The sequence below is a fragment of the Pantoea sp. AG702 genome (assembly GCF_003182295.1).
Lineage (GTDB): Bacteria > Pseudomonadota > Gammaproteobacteria > Enterobacterales > Enterobacteriaceae > Pantoea > Pantoea ananatis.
In genome coordinates, this window is sequence record NZ_QGTU01000003.1 from 196569 (window position 1) to 215689 (window position 19121).

Annotated in this window: 16 protein-coding genes, 1 tRNA gene and 1 pseudogene; 7 read left to right on the forward strand and 11 right to left on the reverse strand. The window is 53.1% G+C overall.

The annotated features are described in order from the left end of the window. Positions 1–165: 165 nt before the first annotated feature. Positions 166–696, reverse strand: coding sequence for a hypothetical protein (locus tag DFO57_RS10465; protein ID WP_110015332.1), 531 nt, complete (start codon positions 694–696; stop codon positions 166–168). 137 nt (positions 697–833) lie between these two features. Here DFO57_RS10465 and DFO57_RS10470 point away from each other — a divergent pair, with 137 nt between their 5' ends. Then, positions 834–1025: a toxin-antitoxin system HicB family antitoxin gene (locus DFO57_RS10470; RefSeq protein ID WP_014604974.1), complete on the forward strand. Its 192-nt coding sequence runs from the start codon at positions 834–836 to the stop codon at positions 1023–1025. Between the two features lie 536 nt (positions 1026–1561). Here DFO57_RS10470 and DFO57_RS10475 read toward each other — a convergent pair. The 4 genes and pseudogenes from DFO57_RS10475 to DFO57_RS10490 form a co-directional block, all read right to left on the reverse strand. Beyond that, a complete protein-coding gene (locus DFO57_RS10475) occupies positions 1562–1999 on the reverse strand; it encodes a hypothetical protein (protein WP_070099681.1) in 438 nt (145 codons plus the stop codon). Continuing rightward, positions 1999–2613, reverse strand: coding sequence for a hypothetical protein (locus tag DFO57_RS10480; RefSeq protein WP_233255859.1), 615 nt, complete (start codon positions 2611–2613; stop codon positions 1999–2001). Before DFO57_RS10480 ends, DFO57_RS10475 begins: the two co-directional genes overlap by 1 nt. 11 nt (positions 2614–2624) lie before the next feature. Further along, positions 2625–3520 (reverse strand): annotated as a pseudogene (locus DFO57_RS10485) (tyrosine-type recombinase/integrase). Between the two features lie 94 nt (positions 3521–3614). Beyond that, positions 3615–3690 (reverse strand) — tRNA-Ile (locus DFO57_RS10490). Positions 3691–3989: 299 nt separating this feature from the next. Between DFO57_RS10490 and mug the strand changes: the two genes are divergently transcribed. Continuing rightward, the gene (mug, locus tag DFO57_RS10495) at positions 3990–4505 is read left to right on the forward strand and encodes a G/U mismatch-specific DNA glycosylase (RefSeq protein ID WP_110015334.1); all 516 of its coding nucleotides are present in this window, start codon (positions 3990–3992) and stop codon (positions 4503–4505) included. 72 nt (positions 4506–4577) lie between these two features. Here mug and rpoD read toward each other — a convergent pair whose 3' ends face one another. The 3 genes from rpoD to rpsU form a co-directional block, all read right to left on the reverse strand. After that, positions 4578–6422, reverse strand: coding sequence for an RNA polymerase sigma factor RpoD (gene rpoD / locus DFO57_RS10500; RefSeq protein ID WP_013027259.1), 1845 nt, complete (start codon positions 6420–6422; stop codon positions 4578–4580). 682 nt (positions 6423–7104) lie between these two features. After that, the gene (gene dnaG, locus DFO57_RS10505) at positions 7105–8850 is read right to left on the reverse strand and encodes a DNA primase (protein ID WP_029570674.1); all 1746 of its coding nucleotides are present in this window, start codon (positions 8848–8850) and stop codon (positions 7105–7107) included. Positions 8851–8966: 116 nt separating this feature from the next. Then, a complete protein-coding gene (rpsU, locus tag DFO57_RS10510; protein WP_001144069.1) occupies positions 8967–9182 on the reverse strand; it encodes a 30S ribosomal protein S21 in 216 nt (71 codons plus the stop codon). Positions 9183–9460: 278 nt separating this feature from the next. On the opposite strand from rpsU, the gene tsaD reads away from it, so the two are divergent. Next, complete coding sequence (tsaD, locus tag DFO57_RS10515; protein WP_013027257.1) at positions 9461–10474, forward strand: tRNA (adenosine(37)-N6)-threonylcarbamoyltransferase complex transferase subunit TsaD; 1014 nt, start codon at positions 9461–9463, stop codon at positions 10472–10474. A 35-nt stretch (positions 10475–10509) separates the two neighbouring features. On the opposite strand, the gene plsY is transcribed toward tsaD, so the two are convergent. Further along, on the reverse strand, positions 10510–11109 hold the full coding sequence (plsY, locus tag DFO57_RS10520; RefSeq protein ID WP_013027256.1) for a glycerol-3-phosphate 1-O-acyltransferase PlsY: 600 nt from the start codon (positions 11107–11109) through the stop codon (positions 10510–10512). A 108-nt stretch (positions 11110–11217) separates the two neighbouring features. Here plsY and folB point away from each other — a divergent pair, with 108 nt between their 5' ends. Together folB and bacA are read left to right on the forward strand one after the other, a co-directional pair. After that, positions 11218–11577 carry a bifunctional dihydroneopterin aldolase/7,8-dihydroneopterin epimerase gene (folB, locus tag DFO57_RS10525; protein ID WP_013027255.1) on the forward strand — a complete coding sequence of 120 codons (360 nt, stop codon included), beginning with the start codon at positions 11218–11220 and terminating at the stop codon, positions 11575–11577. Between the two features lie 194 nt (positions 11578–11771). Continuing rightward, entirely contained in the window at positions 11772–12590 is an 819-nt protein-coding gene (gene bacA / locus DFO57_RS10530) for an undecaprenyl-diphosphate phosphatase (protein ID WP_014594643.1), read from the forward strand. A gap of 34 nt (positions 12591–12624) precedes the next feature. Here bacA and DFO57_RS10535 read toward each other — a convergent pair whose 3' ends face one another. After that, positions 12625–13842, reverse strand: coding sequence for a multifunctional CCA addition/repair protein (locus tag DFO57_RS10535; protein WP_110015335.1), 1218 nt, complete (start codon positions 13840–13842; stop codon positions 12625–12627). Positions 13843–13998: 156 nt separating this feature from the next. Continuing rightward, the gene (locus tag DFO57_RS10540; protein WP_013027252.1) at positions 13999–14619 is read right to left on the reverse strand and encodes a TIGR04211 family SH3 domain-containing protein; all 621 of its coding nucleotides are present in this window, start codon (positions 14617–14619) and stop codon (positions 13999–14001) included. Positions 14620–14885: 266 nt separating this feature from the next. Between DFO57_RS10540 and DFO57_RS10545 the strand changes: the two genes are divergently transcribed. Then, the gene (locus DFO57_RS10545) at positions 14886–16196 is read left to right on the forward strand and encodes an inorganic triphosphatase (RefSeq protein WP_110015336.1); all 1311 of its coding nucleotides are present in this window, start codon (positions 14886–14888) and stop codon (positions 16194–16196) included. 29 nt (positions 16197–16225) lie between these two features. Next, on the forward strand, positions 16226–19078 hold the full coding sequence (gene glnE / locus DFO57_RS10550) for a bifunctional [glutamate--ammonia ligase]-adenylyl-L-tyrosine phosphorylase/[glutamate--ammonia-ligase] adenylyltransferase (RefSeq protein ID WP_110015337.1): 2853 nt from the start codon (positions 16226–16228) through the stop codon (positions 19076–19078). Positions 19079–19121 lie beyond the last annotated feature (43 nt).

Sequence of the window (19121 nt, forward strand, 5' to 3'; positions counted from 1 at the left end):
ACAAAATATATGTCCAGTGAATGGAGATGAATTGTGGCGGTATTTTCGGCAGAAGAAAACTCAGGGTTATAAAGCATTTTGGCACTGAGAGTGAGTCAACAGTGATATTTTAAATTTTGCATGAGAATTCCCTTCTTCCCTGCGGAAGAAGGGAAGGGTCCAAAATCAGTGAACGATATGTGTAAATTTGCTCTCAATCATCACTAGCCCCGACTCTGTTCGCACAAAGCGAGGCGCGGTTAAGTCGTCACTCATAATGTTAACCATCTGGAATAACAAGCCGGTGATATGTTTCTGCAAATCCGTCGAGGCCTGCTGATTTAGCAACACTAACGTCAATGCGCTGCAATATTGCCGCATCTCTTCTGAATCAATCGAACCGCCGCTTCGACAGGCTTTATGCTCAACTTTATCCACTGTGAGGCGCTCAATCAGGTGTTCTGGCAGTGGCTGGTCCAACAGAACCCTCAGGACTTCCAGTGCAGCAAGCAGGCGACCGCATAGCGCCATGCGAGCTGCGAGCTCGTTACATTCCACCAGGGCATCGACATAGCGCACGCACGTATCCAGCACCTGAAAGAGATCGTGCGTGGTGCCGAGCGGCGTTTTCAAGAGGTTTGAGATCGCAGATTCAATAACTGGCTGAATGTCCACGATTTGATGATGGGCGGTTGTGTTACTATCGGTATTAGCCATAGCGTTGTTCCTTAACACTGAACGTTGTGGTTAAACGCTCCGGTATGTGTTGCATCACTGCCGGAGCGTTGCTCTCTTAAAAGACCTCGTGTTAGTGTGGTCTTTTATAAGGCTAAACTGAGGGAGTAGGTAGCCACATGTCAATAATAATGCGTGAAAAAAAACCAAAAGGTGGAGGCAAGTCCCCACAATTTAAAATGCGCATTGATCCTGCCTTGAAAAAACAGCTCAATGAGGTTGCAACTGAAGAAGGAATTAGTCTGGCAAACTGGTTGAAGAATTTGGCGAGGGAGGCATTAAAGGCAAGGGGAATTGAGCCGAAGGGATAAATTTGTGGGTGAAATGTTGAGTTAATTATATGTGTGGTAAATGGAAAAAGCTAAATTTCGCTATTGTGAATTTTTTAATGTGGCCATTACAACTTTGATAAAATAGCTGAGGCTTTGATGGAGTTTGAGTAAATGAAGCTTTTTATTGTATGGTTAATGCAATCTTTTTTCTATCTTGTACCGATTATAGTCAGTGTTGTTGGCGCTTATTTTATTGTGTGATTTGTTCCATTTTACCCAATGGGGTTTGTCTTTGCCTGGGTCGGTATTGTTGTTTATCTTTATGTAAGATATAGTAAGTGTGTTTAATTTTAAATAAAGGATTTATATCTACCATTTTAAATGCCTCACAGTAATATCGTGTTTTGCTGCAACCTGTTTATCGATGTAAGCGAAAAAAATTGAATGTTACCCCAGCAAGTCATTTTGAAATTTTGGCTAACCTTACAAGCTTCATTTTCGTTAGACTTAAGTCAGTGAGCAAGTGATTATGAGGTCCCAATTTGAAGTGAGTGAAATCAGTAACTTACTGATCTTTATCTTTTCTTTAGACCGAATAGCAACAGAAAGCGTTGAATAGCGTTGCGCTCTGCTGCCACTTTGCTGCCATTTTGAGAGTTAGCAGAAGCCGTGGTTTCCCTGTTTTCTGGATCGAATTGCCAAGCGTTTGGAGTCTCGTATAACGTGCCATCATCATCCATCACCTTCGCGTTCAGCTCCTGAGAAATTTGGAGCATTTTCCGATAGAGAGGAGTTGGTGGCCATTTGGTATAAATGTTACCTTTAGACCAATCAAGCCAGTCTTCTCCGTCCGAACCATCCCCATTCCATATGGCGTTAAACTCTCCATTTCTTGGGGAAAGACTAAGTTCGGGATCGTTATTTATGATATTTAACCATTCATCAGAACTGATTTGATTATCATCGTTTTCAGCCCAAAACTCTGCTCTTGTTATATGAAATTCAACGCCCATCAATTTATTTCCTGTTTACGTACCTTAGGAGAATTGCGATAGTTTCCAGATAATAAGTCAACCCAATCTTTATTGGTAAGGATTCGATAAAGCGGTTTTAATCTGTCCTTTATGTAGTTAATTATTTCTGGCTCGCTCATTTTAGACGCTTTGGCAGGATAATCTGGTCCCCAGTCTTCAAACAATTCTTCGTATAAATGATAGTATTGCCAAGTGATTTTGCTAGATAAAAGAGAATTAGAACTCAGTGGGAACGCAGGAATTTGGTGTAATCTGAGTCCGATTTCGGCGACAGATTCAACATGAAGTAAAAACCAAGTTTTAATTCTTAACCATACAACAGAGCTTTCGCTAAGATTCGGCATGAAAATACCTTCTTGGCGCATATAAGCTGAAAGGTAATATTTTACCTCATACTGATCAGGTTTTTTATCTAAGTTTAGAGAGGCGAGAATTAAAACGGTTTCTGAATCATTTCCTGCTATGATTTCCCTCTCAGCCCATTCAATAATCTCCTTGTCGTAGTCATCAACACGATAAGCTTCAAATGCTTCACCATATGTCATTAGGCAAAGAATTTCGTACAAGTTGTATTGATATTTTTTGTTGTCCATTAACATCTTCTTTAGTCCATTATACTCAAGGGATTAAGCCTCAAGGCCTCAGACAAATGATCCGGTGCCAAGTGCGCATATCGCATCGTCACCTTAATATCTGTATGCCCCAATATCCGCTGAAGTACGAGACGTTCATCATGAAATGGGACGCAAAGGTATGACGCAAAACATGCGTAAGCTGGCCAGCAGGTGTTTCGATACCGGCGCGTTGCATGGCCTTTCTAAAGGCTGAGTAGCATGGTTTAAAGAGCAACTGTGCTTTTCTTGTCGATGGCAGTTCAGCCTGTAATTTTTCAGTTATCGGCACCGCTCGGTTTTTCTTGCCTTTAGTTTTAACGTAGATGATCTGACCGGCGCGGATTTGGTTTCCCTTTAAGCCTTCGGCCTCACTCCATCGTGCACCAGTTGCCAGGCAGATTTTTACAATAGTTGTCAGATCTTTGGAGCGGCTGTTCTCGCATTCTTGGAGAAGGGTTCTGATTTCCTCAATGGTGAGATACGCCATTTCCGATTCACTGATTTTAAACTCGCGCACGTCCTCTAACGGGTTGGGTGCGGTCCATTCATCCAATCGGCGTAACTCGTTAAACATTGCCCTGAAATACACCAGCTCTAAATTGACCGTACGAGGCGTTACCGTCTCCACTCGGTTGGAGCAGGTAATTTTGCCACTTAACCGCTACTCGCGATAAGAAGCAAAAATTTTCGCGTTAAACTTAGTTGCAAGTTGGTTTCCCATTACCTCGCAGGCAAAAGCCATTATGGTTCGCCGCTTATCTGCTTTATCTCCCAACCAGGGCTTATCTTGAGCCTGTTCTTTTATGAATTTCTCATAGGATTGTGCTCCGCCCTTCATCGCAAACTGGCGGCGAATCATTTTGCCGTCTCGGCCGTTTGAGAAGATCTATATCTGGTATTTTACGACCAATGACGAATTCTGAAAACAAAAAAGCCACCCTTGCGAGGTGGCTTAACTGAATGATTTTCATCACTAAATCTGGTGGCCCCTGCTGGGTTTGAACCAGCGACCAAGCGATTATGAGTCGCCTGCTCTAACCACTGAGCTAAGGGGCCAATGGAGCGGGGATTATAAAGTATCTGTCCGGGGCAATCCAGCGTTGTTCGGCTGGTTGCTGAAATAAGCAGCAATGTTTTACTTGCTGATAACTATGATAAAACAGACGAAAATCTCTGGCTGATGGGCGGCGGTGCAACTGACGCTGTTATCCTTAAATGTCTTTCCCCGCTTAACAATAAAAAAAGCCCACTCAGGCCAGGACGTTAACCGGTAAATGCGCTTTAATCAGTGGCAAGATTATGACGAATAAGGATGCGTGAGCGGCTGTAAGGCGCAGCGCAAAGCCAGGAGCCCCATGAGCGAACACAACATCACCGATATCATCGCATCGGACCTGAACGTGCTGTTTTGCGGTATCAATCCCGGTCAGTCGACGGCGCACACCGGCTACCATTTTGCGCATCCGGGTAACCGCTTCTGGAAGGTGATTTATCTGGCAGGGTTTACCGAGCAGCAGCTGAAGCCGGAAGAGGAGCAGCGCTTACTGGAGACCGGATGCGGTATCACGATGCTGGTCGAGCGTCCGACCATTCAGGCGAATGAACTGGGTGGTGATGAGCTTCGCGATGGCGGTCAGCGGCTGATGGATAAGGTGATACGTTATCAACCTGCTGCGCTGGCTATCCTGGGTAAGGATGCCTTTAAACGCGCGTTTCGGCAGAGCAAGGTGGAGTGGGGCGAGCAGCCGATTTACATGGGGAAAACCCAGGTCTGGGTGCTGCCGAATCCCAGCGGACTGAATCGGGCATCACTGGAAGAGATGGTGGCGATGTATCGTCAGATGTACGATGCGCTACAGGCACAAGGTTAAAGGTCAGGCGTGAAAAGTAGGGCAGGGCGGCAGATATAAAAAAAACCCCGGCGAACCGGGGTTTTAACTGACTTAGTCGTCGAGGAAGCTACGCAGCACTTCCGAGCGGCTCGGATGGCGAAGTTTACGCAGGGCTTTTGCTTCAATCTGACGGATACGCTCACGAGTAACGTCAAACTGTTTGCCCACTTCTTCTAACGTGTGGTCGGTGTTCATATCGATGCCGAAACGCATGCGCAGCACTTTGGCTTCACGGGCGGTCAGGCCAGCCAGCACGTCATGGGTGGCAGAACGCAGGCTCTCAGAGGTGGCAGAGTCCAGCGGCAGCTCCAGCGTGGTGTCTTCGATAAAATCACCCAGATGTGAATCTTCATCATCACCAATCGGCGTCTCCATAGAGATAGGCTCTTTGGCAATCTTCAGCACCTTGCGGATCTTATCTTCAGGCATCAGCATGCGCTCAGCCAGTTCTTCTGGCGTCGGCTCGCGGCCCATCTCCTGAAGCATCTGGCGCGAGATACGGTTGAGTTTGTTGATCGTCTCAATCATGTGCACCGGAATACGGATGGTACGCGCCTGGTCAGCGATAGAACGGGTAATCGCCTGACGAATCCACCATGTGGCATAAGTTGAGAACTTATAGCCGCGACGGTATTCGAACTTATCAACCGCTTTCATCAGGCCGATGTTACCTTCCTGAATCAGATCCAGGAACTGCAGACCACGGTTGGTGTATTTCTTCGCGATGGAAATGACCAGACGCAGGTTAGCTTCAACCATCTCTTTCTTCGCGCGGCGGGCTTTCGCTTCACCGATCGACATACGACGGTTGATGTCTTTCACCTGCTCGATGGTCAGGCCGGTTTCTTCTTCAATCTGGGCCAGTTTCTGCAGAGAACGCATCACGTCATCCTGCACGTCCAGCAGTTTTTCAGACCACGGCTTGTTCATGGCCAGTGCGGCTTTGAACCAGCTCTCGTTAGTCTCGTTACCGGTGAACAGCGTAATGAAGTTTTTCTTCGGCATTTTGCACACTTCAATACACAGCTTCATGATCAAACGTTCCTGAGTACGGACACGCTCCATCATTTCACGCATGTTGTTCACGAGGTAGTCGAACTGCTTCGGTACCAGGCGGAACTGCTTAAAGACGTCAGACAGGTTCTGGATCTCGGCAACCGAGGCAGCATGGCTGCGTCCTTTGCTTTTGATCACGTCACGCGTGGTTTCGTACTGCGTGCGCAGGTCAGAGAACTTCTCGCGCGCCAGTTCTGGATCGATAGAGTTATCGTCGTCAGAGCTGTCGTCATCGCTCTCTTCGTCGTCATCTTCGTCGTCGTTACGATCGGCTTCAGACAGCTCAGAACCCACGTGAGTGGCGGTCGGTGCCAGGTCTTCTTCAGCGTTAGGATCAACAAAGCCAGTGATTAAATCTGACAGGCGCGACTCGCCTGCTTCAACGCGATCGTACTGATCCAGCAGGTAGGTAATGGCTTCCGGGTATTCAGCAACGGAACACTGAACCTGGTTAATACCGTCTTCGATACGCTTCGCGATGTCGATTTCGCCTTCGCGGGTCAGCAGTTCAACGGTACCCATTTCACGCATGTACATGCGAACCGGGTCAGTGGTGCGGCCAATTTCAGATTCAACGCTGGATAATACCTGAGCGGCAGCTTCCGCGGCATCTTCGTCAGTATCGGAGCTGTTTTCATTCAGCATCAGATCGTCGGCGTCCGGGGCTTCTTCAACCACCTGAATGCCCATGTCGTTAATCATCTGGATGATGTCTTCGATCTGATCGGAGTCGACGATATCTTCCGGCAGATGGTCATTGACCTCAGCATAGGTCAGATAGCCTTGCTCCTTACCACGGGTGACAAGAAGCTTGAGCTGTGACTGCGGGTTTTGCTCCATAAGACGGTATCCACACTTCTGTTAATTAGATTGGTGTTGGTCGGCAGCGTGCCAACAATAACAGTGAAGGCATTTATTCTCGCCGCTGCCTTCGTCGCGGCCTGGGCTTTGCCCATCAGTAATCGGCACTTAAGCCGCAAATTTTATGTCGGGCCTGGCTTACTCGCCATTTTTGCCGCTGCCAAGTGCTCGTCATCCTCACGTACATAAGTACGCTCCGGTGACTGCGCGCTTTCAGCGACAAAACTTGCTCCGACGCCGACGGCCCGAGGGCGGAAGCTGGCTTACTCGCCATTTTTGCCGCTGCCAAGTGCTCGTCATCCACATCAGTACGCTCCGGTGACTGCGCGCTTTCAGCGACAAAACTTGCTTCGACGCCGACGGCCCGAGGGCGGAAGCTGGCTTACTCGCCATTTTTGCCGCTGCCAAGTGCTCGTCATCCTCACGTACATCAGTACGCTCCGGTGACTGCGCGCTTTCAGCGACAAAACTTGCTTCGACGCCGACGGCCCGAAGGCGGAAGCTGGCTTACTCGCCATTTTTGCCGCTGCTACGTGCTCGTCATCCTCACGTACATCAGTACGCGCCGGTGACTGTGCGCCAACAGAAACAAAACGTGCTTCGCCCCTCAATTTTTCAGCATGCCGCTTCGCTTAGGGAAAGCCGCAGGCCGGATAATGCGTTACTTTTTCGCGAAGGCCTGGCTCAGCGCCCAGAGCTCGCGTCGCTCGTCGGTACTGAGCCCGTGCGTACGTTCACGCGCAATCAGGAACTCCAGTCGCTCTTCCAACGCCGAGTCATAAACGCTGGCAAGGGAGTCCTGAAATACCGCCTCGCTTTCCTCATCCACTATCATGTGGTTCCAGACGGCCAGTGTTTCAAGCGTCTGGCTAAAATTTGTTCCGCGATATAACTCTAGTAGCTGACCGGTGGTCAATCCAGGATTCTCATTACAGCGCGTCACTAATTCAATAAATAACGGTAAACCGGCAATTTTCGACTCGGCAAGCCCGTCCAGTGACGGCACCAGGGTTGCCAGCTGCGGATTCTGAATCAGCAGCGCCACTAAAACGCGCATCGTGGTGCGTTTAAGCGGTGGGGCGACCGGTGCGCTTCCGCCCGGGGCCTGCTTTGGCATCAGCTTTTCAAGCTGAGAGTCATCCAGAATACCTAACTTGTTACCCAGCGCCTGACGCATATAGATACGCAGTGTTTCACCGGGAATCTGTGTGATCAGCGGCAACGCCAACGTACTTAAACGTGCTTTACCGTCGCGAGAGCTCAAATCTACCTGAGGTAGCAGGCTGTCGAACAGAAACGAAGAGAGCGGCATCGCCTGCTCCATCCTCGCCTCAAATGCGGCTTTACCCTCCTGGCGAACCAGCGTATCCGGGTCTTCGCCGTCGGGTAGAAACATAAAGCGTAGTTGACGACCGTCATTCATGTAAGGCAATGCGGTTTCAAGTGCACGCCATGCTGCCTCACGCCCGGCCCGATCGCCGTCATAACAGCAGATCACGTTGTCCGTGCTGCGAAACAGCAGCTGAATATGTTCAGCCGTGGTTGATGTCCCCAGTGACGCAACCGCGTAATCCACGCCGAATTGCGCCAGGGCAACCACATCCATATAGCCTTCCACCACTAACAGGCGTTTAGGTTCAGGATGATTTTTTAACGCTTCATACAGGCCATAGAGCTGACGGCCTTTATGAAAAACCGGCGTTTCCGGTGAGTTCAGATACTTAGGCGTATCATTACCCAGCACGCGGCCACCAAAACCGATGACGCGGCCTCGCTTATCGCGAATCGGGAACATCACGCGCTCGCGAAAGCGGTCATAAACCCGGCCTTTGTCGTTACTGACCAGCATCCCCGCTTCCATCAACGATTCACGATCTTCAGGCTGCTTGCCGAAGCGTTTCAGGACGTTGTCCCAACCGGCGGGCGCATAGCCAATCGAAAAATGGTTGATGATGTCGGCGCTCAGACCACGATGTTCAAGATAATCGCGTGCTGACTGGGCGCTGGACTGCTGCAAACTCTGCTGATAAAAACCGTTCAGGTTCTCCATCAGCTGGTACAGGCTCTGGCGCTGATGGCGTTCCATCTGGCTTGGCCCATTGCCCGCTTCGTAAGGTACGTCTAAACCATGGGAAGTGGCTAACTCTTCAATACTTTCAACAAACTCAAGACGATCATAGTTCATCAGAAAGTCGATTGCGTTACCGTGAGCGCCGCAACCAAAGCAGTGATAAAACTGCTTTTCGCCATTTACGGTAAAAGAGGGCGTTTTCTCATTATGGAAAGGACAACACGCATGATAATTTTTTCCCTGCTTTTTCAGCTTAACGCGGGCATCGATTAACTCCACGATGTCCGTGCGGGCAAGTAAGTCATTGATAAATACGCGTGGAATACGTCCTGCCATAAGCCCCGTTTTTTCAGCTCATAAACGACAACAAGCCGCGCTTCCTTTCGGAAAGCACGGCCTTTTACTTGACTCGGTCTGCGTTTATCACGCTGTGGAGGCGAACCTCCGGGAAATTAGTACAGACGAGTGCGGCGTGCGTTTTCGCGAGCCAGTTTTTTGGCATGACGCTTAACTGCAGATGCTTTAGCGCGCTTACGTTCGGTCGTTGGTTTTTCATAGAACTCACGACGACGAACTTCGGCCAGAACGCCTGCTTTCTCGCAGGAACGCTTAAAGCGACGCAGTGCTACGTCGAACGGCTCGTTTTCACGTACTTTAATTACCGGCATGTAACTCTCACCTCAATAAAATTCGGTTTTGCTGCTGACTGCGGCGCCAGCACATTTCAAAATGGTGCAGCATTTTACTCCAACTCGCGTCGGCTTGTAAAGCACCATGGATAATTTAGAACCAACAGGAGCGTTTGCCTGTGCGGCTGCCGGTTTTTTCCAGGGGCGGGAGTATAGCGCACTCTTTAGGCAGCAGAAAATGACTTTTTGCGTGGATTGCATCCTCTTTTCGTGCAAGGGCTATGCTAAACTGCGCGCCGCAAGAATGAGGTGAAGCAATGCGAATTCTGGGTATTGAAACATCGTGCGATGAAACCGGCATCGCAATCTATGATGACGAGGCTGGCTTGGTGGCTAACCAACTGTACAGCCAGGTAAAACTGCATGCCGATTACGGCGGCGTGGTGCCGGAACTGGCATCGCGCGATCACGTGCGCAAAACGGTGCCGCTGATCCAGGCGGCCCTGAAGCAGGCCAACCTGGCGCCGCAGCAAATTGATGCGGTCGCCTATACCGCCGGACCGGGCCTGGTGGGCGCGTTGCTGGTGGGCGCAACGGTTGGACGCGCGCTGGCCTTTGCGTGGAAGGTACCTGCGGTGCCGGTGCACCATATGGAAGGTCATCTGCTGGCACCGATGCTGGAAGAGAATCCGCCCGCGTTCCCGTTTGTCGCATTGCTGGTTTCAGGCGGTCACACGCAGTTAATCAGCGTCACCGGTATTGGCGAATACACACTGCTGGGCGAGTCGATTGACGATGCCGCAGGTGAAGCCTTCGATAAAACCGCCAAACTGCTGGGGCTGGATTATCCTGGCGGCCCGATGCTGTCGAAAATGGCGCAGCAGGGCACCGCCGGGCGGTTCACCTTCCCGCGCCCGATGACGGATCGTCCGGGGCTGGATTTTAGTTTCTCAGGCCTGAAAACCTTTGCCGCGAATACCATTCGTGGCAATGACGATGACGCGCAAACCCGCGCCGATATCGCCCGGGCGTTTGAAGATGCGGTTGTCGATACGCTGGCGATTAAATGCAAACGCGCGCTGGATCATACGGGTTTTAAACGTCTGGTCATTGCGGGCGGCGTCAGCGCTAACCGCACCCTGCGTGAACAGATGGCCGTGATGATGCAAAAGCGGGGCGGTGAGGTGTTCTATGCCCGTCCTGAATTTTGTACCGATAACGGGGCCATGATTGCCTACGCGGGCATGGTGCGCCTTAAAGGCGGCACGCGGGGAGAACTGGGCGTGAGCGTCAGGCCGCGCTGGCCCTTGTCGGAACTGCCCGCCATCTGAGATCAAAAAAGCCGGTTAACCGGCTTTTTTTACGCTTACTTTTTCTTTTTTCGCTTCCAGATTTTGCTTTCCTGACCGCGCCACAGGCGCTGAATGTTGTCATGATGACGCAGTAAAATCAGGCAGGAGAGCATGGAAACCGGAAACGTAAACTGTGGCTTAAACCACCAGACATAAAACGGCGCGATAAGCGCGCTGACAATCGCGCCAAGCGATGAGTAGCCGCTCAGCAGCACGGTCAGTAGCCACGTTCCCGTCATGAGTCCGGTCAGGTCCCAGCCAATGGGGGCGATTGCACCAAACGCCGTCGCCACGCCTTTCCCGCCACGAAAGCGAAAAAAGACCGGATAAATATGGCCCAGACAGGCAGCAATGGCGGTTAAGCCCAGATAAAGTGGGGGCACATGAAACAGATAGGCCAGCCACACGGGCAGCATACCTTTCACAATATCGAACACCAGCACAGACGCAGCCGCCAGTTTGCCGCCGATACGCAGTACGTTGGTTGCGCCCGGGTTGCCTGAACCATGGGTGCGGGGATCGGGTAAACCGGCGAGTTTGCAAACCAGAATCGCACTGGAAATTGAACCGCACAGATACGCGAAAATAATCATACCAAGCGCGAAAGCACTCATAACACCGTCCCGTTTCCTTTGGGGTCGTTTTGATCACGTCTACCATGGATAATACGCACAATCTGCCGGAAGTGGTATCCGGCGCGACCAAAAACAGAGAGCATCATCATGGATATCGTCTTTATAGAACAACTCACCGTCTTCACCACGATAGGCGTTTATGACTGGGAGCAGGGGATTCAGCAGAAGCTGGTGATCGATGTAGAAATGGCGTGGGATAACCGTCAGGCTGCCGCCAGCGACGATGTGAAAGACTGCCTGAGCTATGCCGATGTCTCAGAAGCGATTCTGTCGCATCTGACGGGACAGCGTTTTGCGTTGGTGGAGCGCGTAGCGGAAGAAATTGCGGATCTGTTGATGAACCGTTTCAATTCACCTGGCGTGCGCATCAGGGTAGCAAAACCGGGCGCGGTGGCTCAGGCAGCGCAGGTTGGCGTGCGAATTGAGCGCGGGACTATTCCTAAATAATTACGATGTGATTGCCATCACAATGAAACCAAACCAAATTACTGTTTGTCTCAGCACGTGCCGTTTCGTTACGACAGACTAAACGGCAGTTGAGCTTAAGGTTTTACTCAGACTTAAGCAGATAAGATTTAAGGCGATAGCGCAACAGCTAGCGCCTTTTTCATGATTTTAAAACGGACAGAGGGAATACATTGATGGCAGATCTTCATCAGCTGTGGGTAGCTGCAATCCTGGGCGTGGTAGAAGGGTTAACCGAGTTCTTACCGGTCTCTTCTACCGGGCACATGATTATAGTGGGGCACCTGCTGGGCTTTGAGGGCGACAAAGCAGAAACCTTTGAAGTGGTCATTCAGTTAGGTTCCATTCTTGCCGTCGTCGTGATGTTCTGGCGGCGTTTGTTTGGATTGATCGGCATTCACTTTGGTGAAGTTAAACATGAAGGTGTCGGGACAGGTCGGTTAACCCTGATCCATATCCTGTTGGGCATGATCCCTGCGGTGGTGGTTGGTCTGGCGCTGCACGATCAGATTAAAACGTTGTTTAATCCGATTAACGTCATGTATGCGCTGGTGGTCGGGGGCTTACTGCTGCTGGCAGCGGAATTCCTGAAACCGAAACAGCCAAAATCGCCAGGTATTGATGATATCACCTATCGTCAGGCGTTTATGATTGGCTGCTTCCAGTGTCTGGCGCTGTGGCCGGGCTTCTCGCGTTCGGGCGCCACCATTTCAGGCGGGATGCTGATGGGCGTGAGCCGCTATGCCGCATCCGAGTTCTCGTTTATCCTGGCCGTACCGATGATGATCGGGGCGACAGGGCTGGATATCTATAAAAGCCTCGGCTTCCTGACGATGGCCGACTTCCCGATGTTTGCGGTGGGCTTTATCACCGCATTCGTTGTCGCGTTGCTGGCCATCAAAGTGTTCCTGGAGCTGATCAAACGCATCTCTTTCGTGTCATTTGCCATCTACCGCTTTATCGTGGCGGGCGCGGTGTACATGATTTTCATGTAAGCCACAGGGTAACGCGGTCGGGCAACTGGCCGTGTTACGCTAAGCCCTGTTCGACAGCCTCAATACGACGTCGCGTGAGCTCTTCCCGCACCTCTATCCCTTTAAATCCCGCCTCCACGACCGCCTTAGATGACACGGCCTGAGCCAGGGCAAACGCACGTCGCAGGTAGTTGCCCTGGGGATAAGGCATGTTGGCAAGGCCACCGCGTCCGCGGGCATCCGCTTCGCTGCACAGCGCCAGTTGGTTAACCCGCTCGGGTTTGCGCCAGGCGTCAAGACGGTCAAATAAGCCAATCAACGCGTCGGCAGGGCGCTGCTCAATGGTATGCATCATGTCGTGAAACTCCGTGACCAGCAGCGCCAGATCACGGATCGCATTCGGCACGCGTAGCCGTTGACACAGCGCGGCGACCAGCGGAACGCCTGCCGGGCCATGTCCGTGATGGCTGGGCCATTTTTCAACCGGCGTTAAGGCTTTACCGACATCGTGAAACAGCGTCGCAAAGCGCACGTCAATCGCTTCCGACAGGCCAGCAGACAGGGTTAACGCCATCAGCGTGTGAACCCCGGTATCAATTTCCGGGTGCCATCGTGCGGGCGCCGGCACGCCGAACAGGTTATCGATTTCCGGAAACAGTCCCTGCAATGCGCCGCAGTCGCGCAGTACCTGGAAGTAAACCTGGGGATTATGGGAGGACAGGGCTTTTTCCGTCTCTTTCCAGACGCGTTCGGCCGTGAGATCGGCCAGCTCGCCGCTCTCTGCCATTTGTCGCATCAGCGCCTGCGTTTCGTCGGCAATACGAAAATTAAGGTGGGCGAAGCGCGCGGCAAAACGCGCGACGCGCAGGACGCGCAGGGGATCTTCACTAAAGGCATCGGAAACGTGGCGCAACTGCCGGTCGGCAATATCCTGCTGTCCGTGGTAGGGATCGTAAAGCTCGCCTTGAGCGTCGCGGGCAATAGCGTTAATCGTCAAATCGCGGCGCTGTAAATCCTGCTCCAGCGTGACGTCTGGCGCCGACCAGGTCGTGAACCCGGTGTAGCCTTTGCCGTTCTTCCGTTCGGTACGTGCCAGCGCATACTCTTCCCGGCTGTCGGGATGCAGAAACACGGGGAAATCGCGGCCGACCTGCTGGTAGCCTTGTTCCAGCATGGCTTCCGGGGTCGCGCCTACCACCACCCAGTCTTTGTCTTTAACCGGCAACTTCAACAGCGCATCGCGCACTGCACCGCCAACAAGAAACGTCTTCACGCACAACTCCAGAGATAAATAAGTGATCTGCGCGTCTGTGGGCTTCCGGCACCTGAATCCAGACGGGCACAAACTCTATTGTTGCACAAATTCGACATATTGCAGACAGGCCAAAAGGGGCATCTTACGATCCCCTGATAGCGAGCGGTGGTAAAACTAGTTCATCCAGCGATCGTTTTTCTTACGGCGCGGCACCATGTGCGGCAACAGTAGCCCAAGCAGCAGGCCGACGCCTAGCACGCCGCCACCATACATAAACCACTGCATGATGATCGTACGCTGTTTGTCATCCAACTGAACGTTAGCGGCGCTGACTTTCTTCTGCGCCACGATCAGTTCGTTTTTCAGCTTCTGATTTTGCTCTTTTAAGCCGTTGATCACGCTGTCGCTGCTGGCCACTTTGTTCTGCATTTCGGCGGTGCGCTGATTCCAGCTGTTATCAATATTGGCTAACTTGGCGGTCAGGTCTTTAACCTGTTGTTCCAGCTGCGGTACCCGGGTGCGCAGGCTGGGATTTTCACTCAGCTGCGACAGGGGGATCCAGACGGTGCGGCCTTCGGCATCGCGTACCTGGCCATATTTGGTGGCATCATTGGTCTGCAGCAGCTGTACCTGTTCACCCGCATTCAGCTTGCCCAGCAGGCGAAACTGGTCGCCGGGACCGCTACGAACCCAGGTGGATAATTCGTCAGAAACGTAACGTTTTTCATCGGCGTGAGCAGGTGCAAGGGTGCTGAGGGCCAGCAAAGTGATTCCAGCGAGTGTGATTTTTTTCATTAGATTTCGTTTTGCTTAAAAATTAAAGATAATTTACCGGCACAGTCTGTAGAGGCTTCGCGTAAATCTGAATGAGAACTATCCTGGTCTCATGACAGTGCGAAAAGGGTAGCGAAAGCACAAAGAAAGCAGAGACAGTCCGGCTTCTGTGCATTACTCTTCGCCTGAAAACCCTAACCTTCAGCTCAGTGGATGCAGCAGAAGATAACCTTAAACAGGCAGGGAATATATCCTTAAGTGCCAGCGGCGTTAGTGAATAAAAAAATATGACCATCGAAATCGAACTTAAGTTCATTGCTAAACCCAATGCTGCCGGGAAACTGGCAGAACGGCTGGCGGCGTTTCCGCATCAGCACCAGGCTGCCCGTCAGCTGACCAATATCTATTTTGAAACCGACGATAATCAGTTACGTCGTTGGAATATGGGATTGCGCATTCGGGGCGTTGATCAACGCTACGAAATGACGCTGAAAACCGCCGGCAAAACGTTGGGTGGGCTACATCAGCGCGGCGAATACAACGTTGACCTCACTGAGCCAACGCTGGACATCAGCCTTCTGCCCGCAGACATCTGGCCGGAAGGAACGGATGTGGCAGCGCTACAGCAGCGCCTGCAGCCGCTGTTCAGTACCCATTTTGAACGAGAGATCTGGGTAGTCACGGCGGGCAGTAGTGAAATAGAAATTGCCTGCGATCGGGGCGACGTGACGGCGGGAGAGTTGAGCGAACCTTTGTCAGAGGTTGAGCTTGAGCTAAAAGGTGGCCAGCGCAGCGAGTTGCTGACGTTTGCTCAGCAGTTAGTGGCCGTGGGCGACCTGCGGATGGGCAGCCTGAGCAAGGCGGCGCGCGGCTATCAGTTAGCTAAAGGTAATCCCTCGCGTGAGGTAACCGCCTTTCCGCTGTTAAAAGCCGGGGCGAAAGCCACGGTGGAAGAGGGCATGACGGCGGCCATGGCGGCAGGCCTTCACCACTGGCAATATCATGAAGAAGTGTGGCTGCGTGGCAATAAGCGCGCCAGAGAAGCGGTTCGTGAGGCGCTGGATGTTCTGCGTCAGGCGTTTGCGCTGTTTGGGGCGGTAGTCCCGCGCAAGGCCAGTAGCGAGCTGCGTCAGAAGCTGACCACGCTGGAAGAAACGCTGCTAAATGAAGATGTCGATGCCGACAGCTTCTGTTTTTCGGCTCTCTCGGTAGAGGCCCAGTTAGCACTTACTCACTGGTTAGCCGAGGCGCACTGGCGGCAGTGGATTGATGAAAAGGGGCAAACCAAGCTCAACGGTTCCTTTAAACGCTTTGGCGATATCATGCTGGGCCGCATCAATGCCGATCTGAAAGAAACCTTCAGCACCGTCCATCAGGTGAATGAGTATCAGGACAAGGCCACGCGCCTGGATCGACAGCTGCTGGCGGTGCATTTGCTGGCGGGCGCTTACTCGCCGGATGCCGTTCACGACTGGCTGGCGCCGTGGCAGCAGCTGCAGCGCGCAATCAGGGAACAGCAGCACGCCAGCCTGGACTGGTTAACGGCGCAGGCGATGAAACAGTCACCCTTTTGGTTAACCAGCGGTTCGCCACGTTAAGTCATACAGCACGCTATCAGGGAGAGAACATGTTGCCATCCTTACCCACCGTATTGCGCACCCAGGCCGCGCGGGCAGTTGAACAGCTCGGTCTTGCGGATACCGCTCTCAGCGAGGCGCAGCTTGCCGGTCTGGCCTTCAGCGACTTTGTGCTGGATAACCTGCAGCAGAATCCGCACTGGTGGCAGGAGATTGCCGCACAGTCGCCCGAGGCCGACGAGTGGCAGCAGTATACGCAGTGGCTGGGCAGAGACATGGCGGCGGTGGACAGTGAAGCCAGCCTGATGCGCGTGCTGCGCCTGTTTCGCCGTCGCATGCTGGTTCGCATTGCCTGGATGCAGTGCTTGCAGCTTGCCACGACAGAGCAGACGCTGCAGCAGCTGAGCGTATTAGCCGAGGTGCAGATCGACGCCGCGCGCCACTGGGTTTATCAGGACTGCTGTCGCGAATTCGGCACGCCCTGCAATGCCGCGGGTGAACCACAGCCGCTGCTGATCCTCGGAATGGGCAAGCTGGGCGGTGGCGAGCTGAATTTCTCCTCCGATATCGATCTGATTTTTGCCTGGCCGGAAAACGGCACCACGCGCGGCGGTCGCCGCGAACTCGACAATGCGCAGTTTTTTACCCGCATGGGCCAGCGCCTGATCAAAGTACTCGATCAGCCCACGGCCGACGGCTTTGTTTACCGGGTCGATATGCGCCTGCGCCCGTTTGGCGACAGCGGGCCGCTGGTCATGAGTTTTGCCGCCCTGGAAGATTATTACCAGGAGCAGGGCCGCGACTGGGAGCGCTACGCCATGGTGAAGGCGCGGCTGATGGGCGATGAGCAGGATCGCTGGAGCCAGGAACTGCAGCAGATGCTGCGGCCCTTTGTTTATCGCCGCTACATCGATTTCAGCGTCATCCAGTCGTTACGCAATATGAAAGCGATGATCGCGCGTGAAGTGCGTCGCCGTGGGCTGAAAAACAACATCAAGCTGGGCGCGGGCGGGATTCGCGAAACAGAATTTATCGTGCAGGTTTTTCAGTTGATTCGTGGCGGACGTGAGCGCTCGCTTCAGCTCCGGGCCTTGATACCTACGCTGTCTGCTATTGAATCTCTGGCCTTACTGCCACCCGAGCAGGTTGCGGCATTGCGCGCGGCTTATCTGTTTCTGCGTCGGCTGGAAAACCTGTTGCAAAGTCTGGCGGACGAACAAACGCAAACGCTGCCGGAAGAGGCGTTACCCCGCGCCCGGCTGGCGTGGGCGATGGGCTGTGATGACTGGGCTGCGCTGAGCGCCCGGCTGGAAACGCATATGGCCGCCGTGCGTGCCATCTTCGATGAGTTAATCGGTGAGGATACGCCGGATGTGGGCGATCGCCCCGAACTGGCCGACTTTAACATGCTGTGGCACGACAGCCTGGAGGACACTGAGCTGGCCCCGCTGGTGCCACAACTGGATACCACGCAGTGTCATGCTCTTAATCAGGCGCTGGAAGCGTTTCGCCAGGATATCGGTCACCGCACTATCGGCCCGCGCGGCCGTCAGGCGCTGGATCAGCTGATGCCTCAACTGCTGAGTGAAGTCTGTTCACGCAGCGATGCCGCGGTGACCTTCAGCCGCCTGGCGCCGTTGCTGCTGAGCGTTCTGACCCGCAGTACCTACCTTGAGCTGCTCACCGAGTATCACGGCGCGTTGCGTCACCTGATTCGTCTTTGCGCAGCCTCACCGATGGTGGCCAGCCAGCTGGCACGTTATCCGCTGTTACTGGATGAGCTGCTTGATCCCGCCACGCTCTATCAGCCAACCGCTACGGATGCCTACCGGGATGAGCTGCGTCAGTACCTGATGCGCATTCCTGCGGATGATGAAGAGCAGCAGCTTGAAGCATTACGCCAGTTTAAACAGGCACAGTTATTACGCATCGCGGCGGCGGATATTGCGGGCACGTTGCCGGTGATGAAAGTGAGCGATCACTTAACCTGGCTGGCCGAGGCCATTATCGAATCGGTGGTGCAGCAGGCATGGAATATGATGGTGCAGCGCTATGGCCGACCGTCGCACCTTGTGCATGAACACGAACGGGGCTTCACGGTATTGGGCTATGGCAAGCTGGGCGGATGGGAACTGGGCTACAGCTCCGATCTCGATCTGGTTTTCCTGCACGACTGCCCGATGGAAGCCGTCACGCAGGGCGAGCGCAGCATAGACGGACGGCAGTTTTACCTGCGGCTGGCGCAGCGCATCATGCATCTGTTCAGCACCCGTACGTCGTCCGGCATTTTGTACGAAGTGGATGCGCGACTGCGGCCTTCGGGCGCGGCTGGCATGCTGGTCAGTACTTTTGAAGCCTTCGACGATTATCAGCGCAACGAAGCCTGGACGTGGGAGCATCAGGCGCTGGTCCGCGCCCGCGTGGTGTTCGGTGAGCCCGATCTGAGCGCGCGTTTTAGCGCCATTCGCCGTGCGATCCTCTGTCTGCCGCGCGATGCAGCAGCGTTGCAAACGGAAGTCAGAGAGATGCGTGACAAAATGCGCGCGCACCTGAGCAACAAGCACAAGGGCCGCTGGGAGATCAAAACGGACGAAGGCGGCATTACGGATATTGAATTCATCGCCCAGTACCTGGTGCTGCGCTATGCGGCGGAGCAGCCCGACCTGACGCGCTGGTCAGACAATGTGCGGATTTTTGAACGGATGGCAATCCACCACAAAATGTCTGACGAGGAAGCGGCAGCGCTCACGCATGCTTATGTCACGCTGCGCGATGCGCTGCATCATCTGGCGCTTCAGGAGCAGCCCGGGCATGTTGAACCTGACGCCTTTGCGCAGGAAAAAGAGTCGGTGAACACCAGCTGGCAGCGATGGCTACAGTCACCACACTCTCTCACGGCGTGATGCTGATAGCACCTGTCGCAACTGTGTTATCATCCGCGCACTA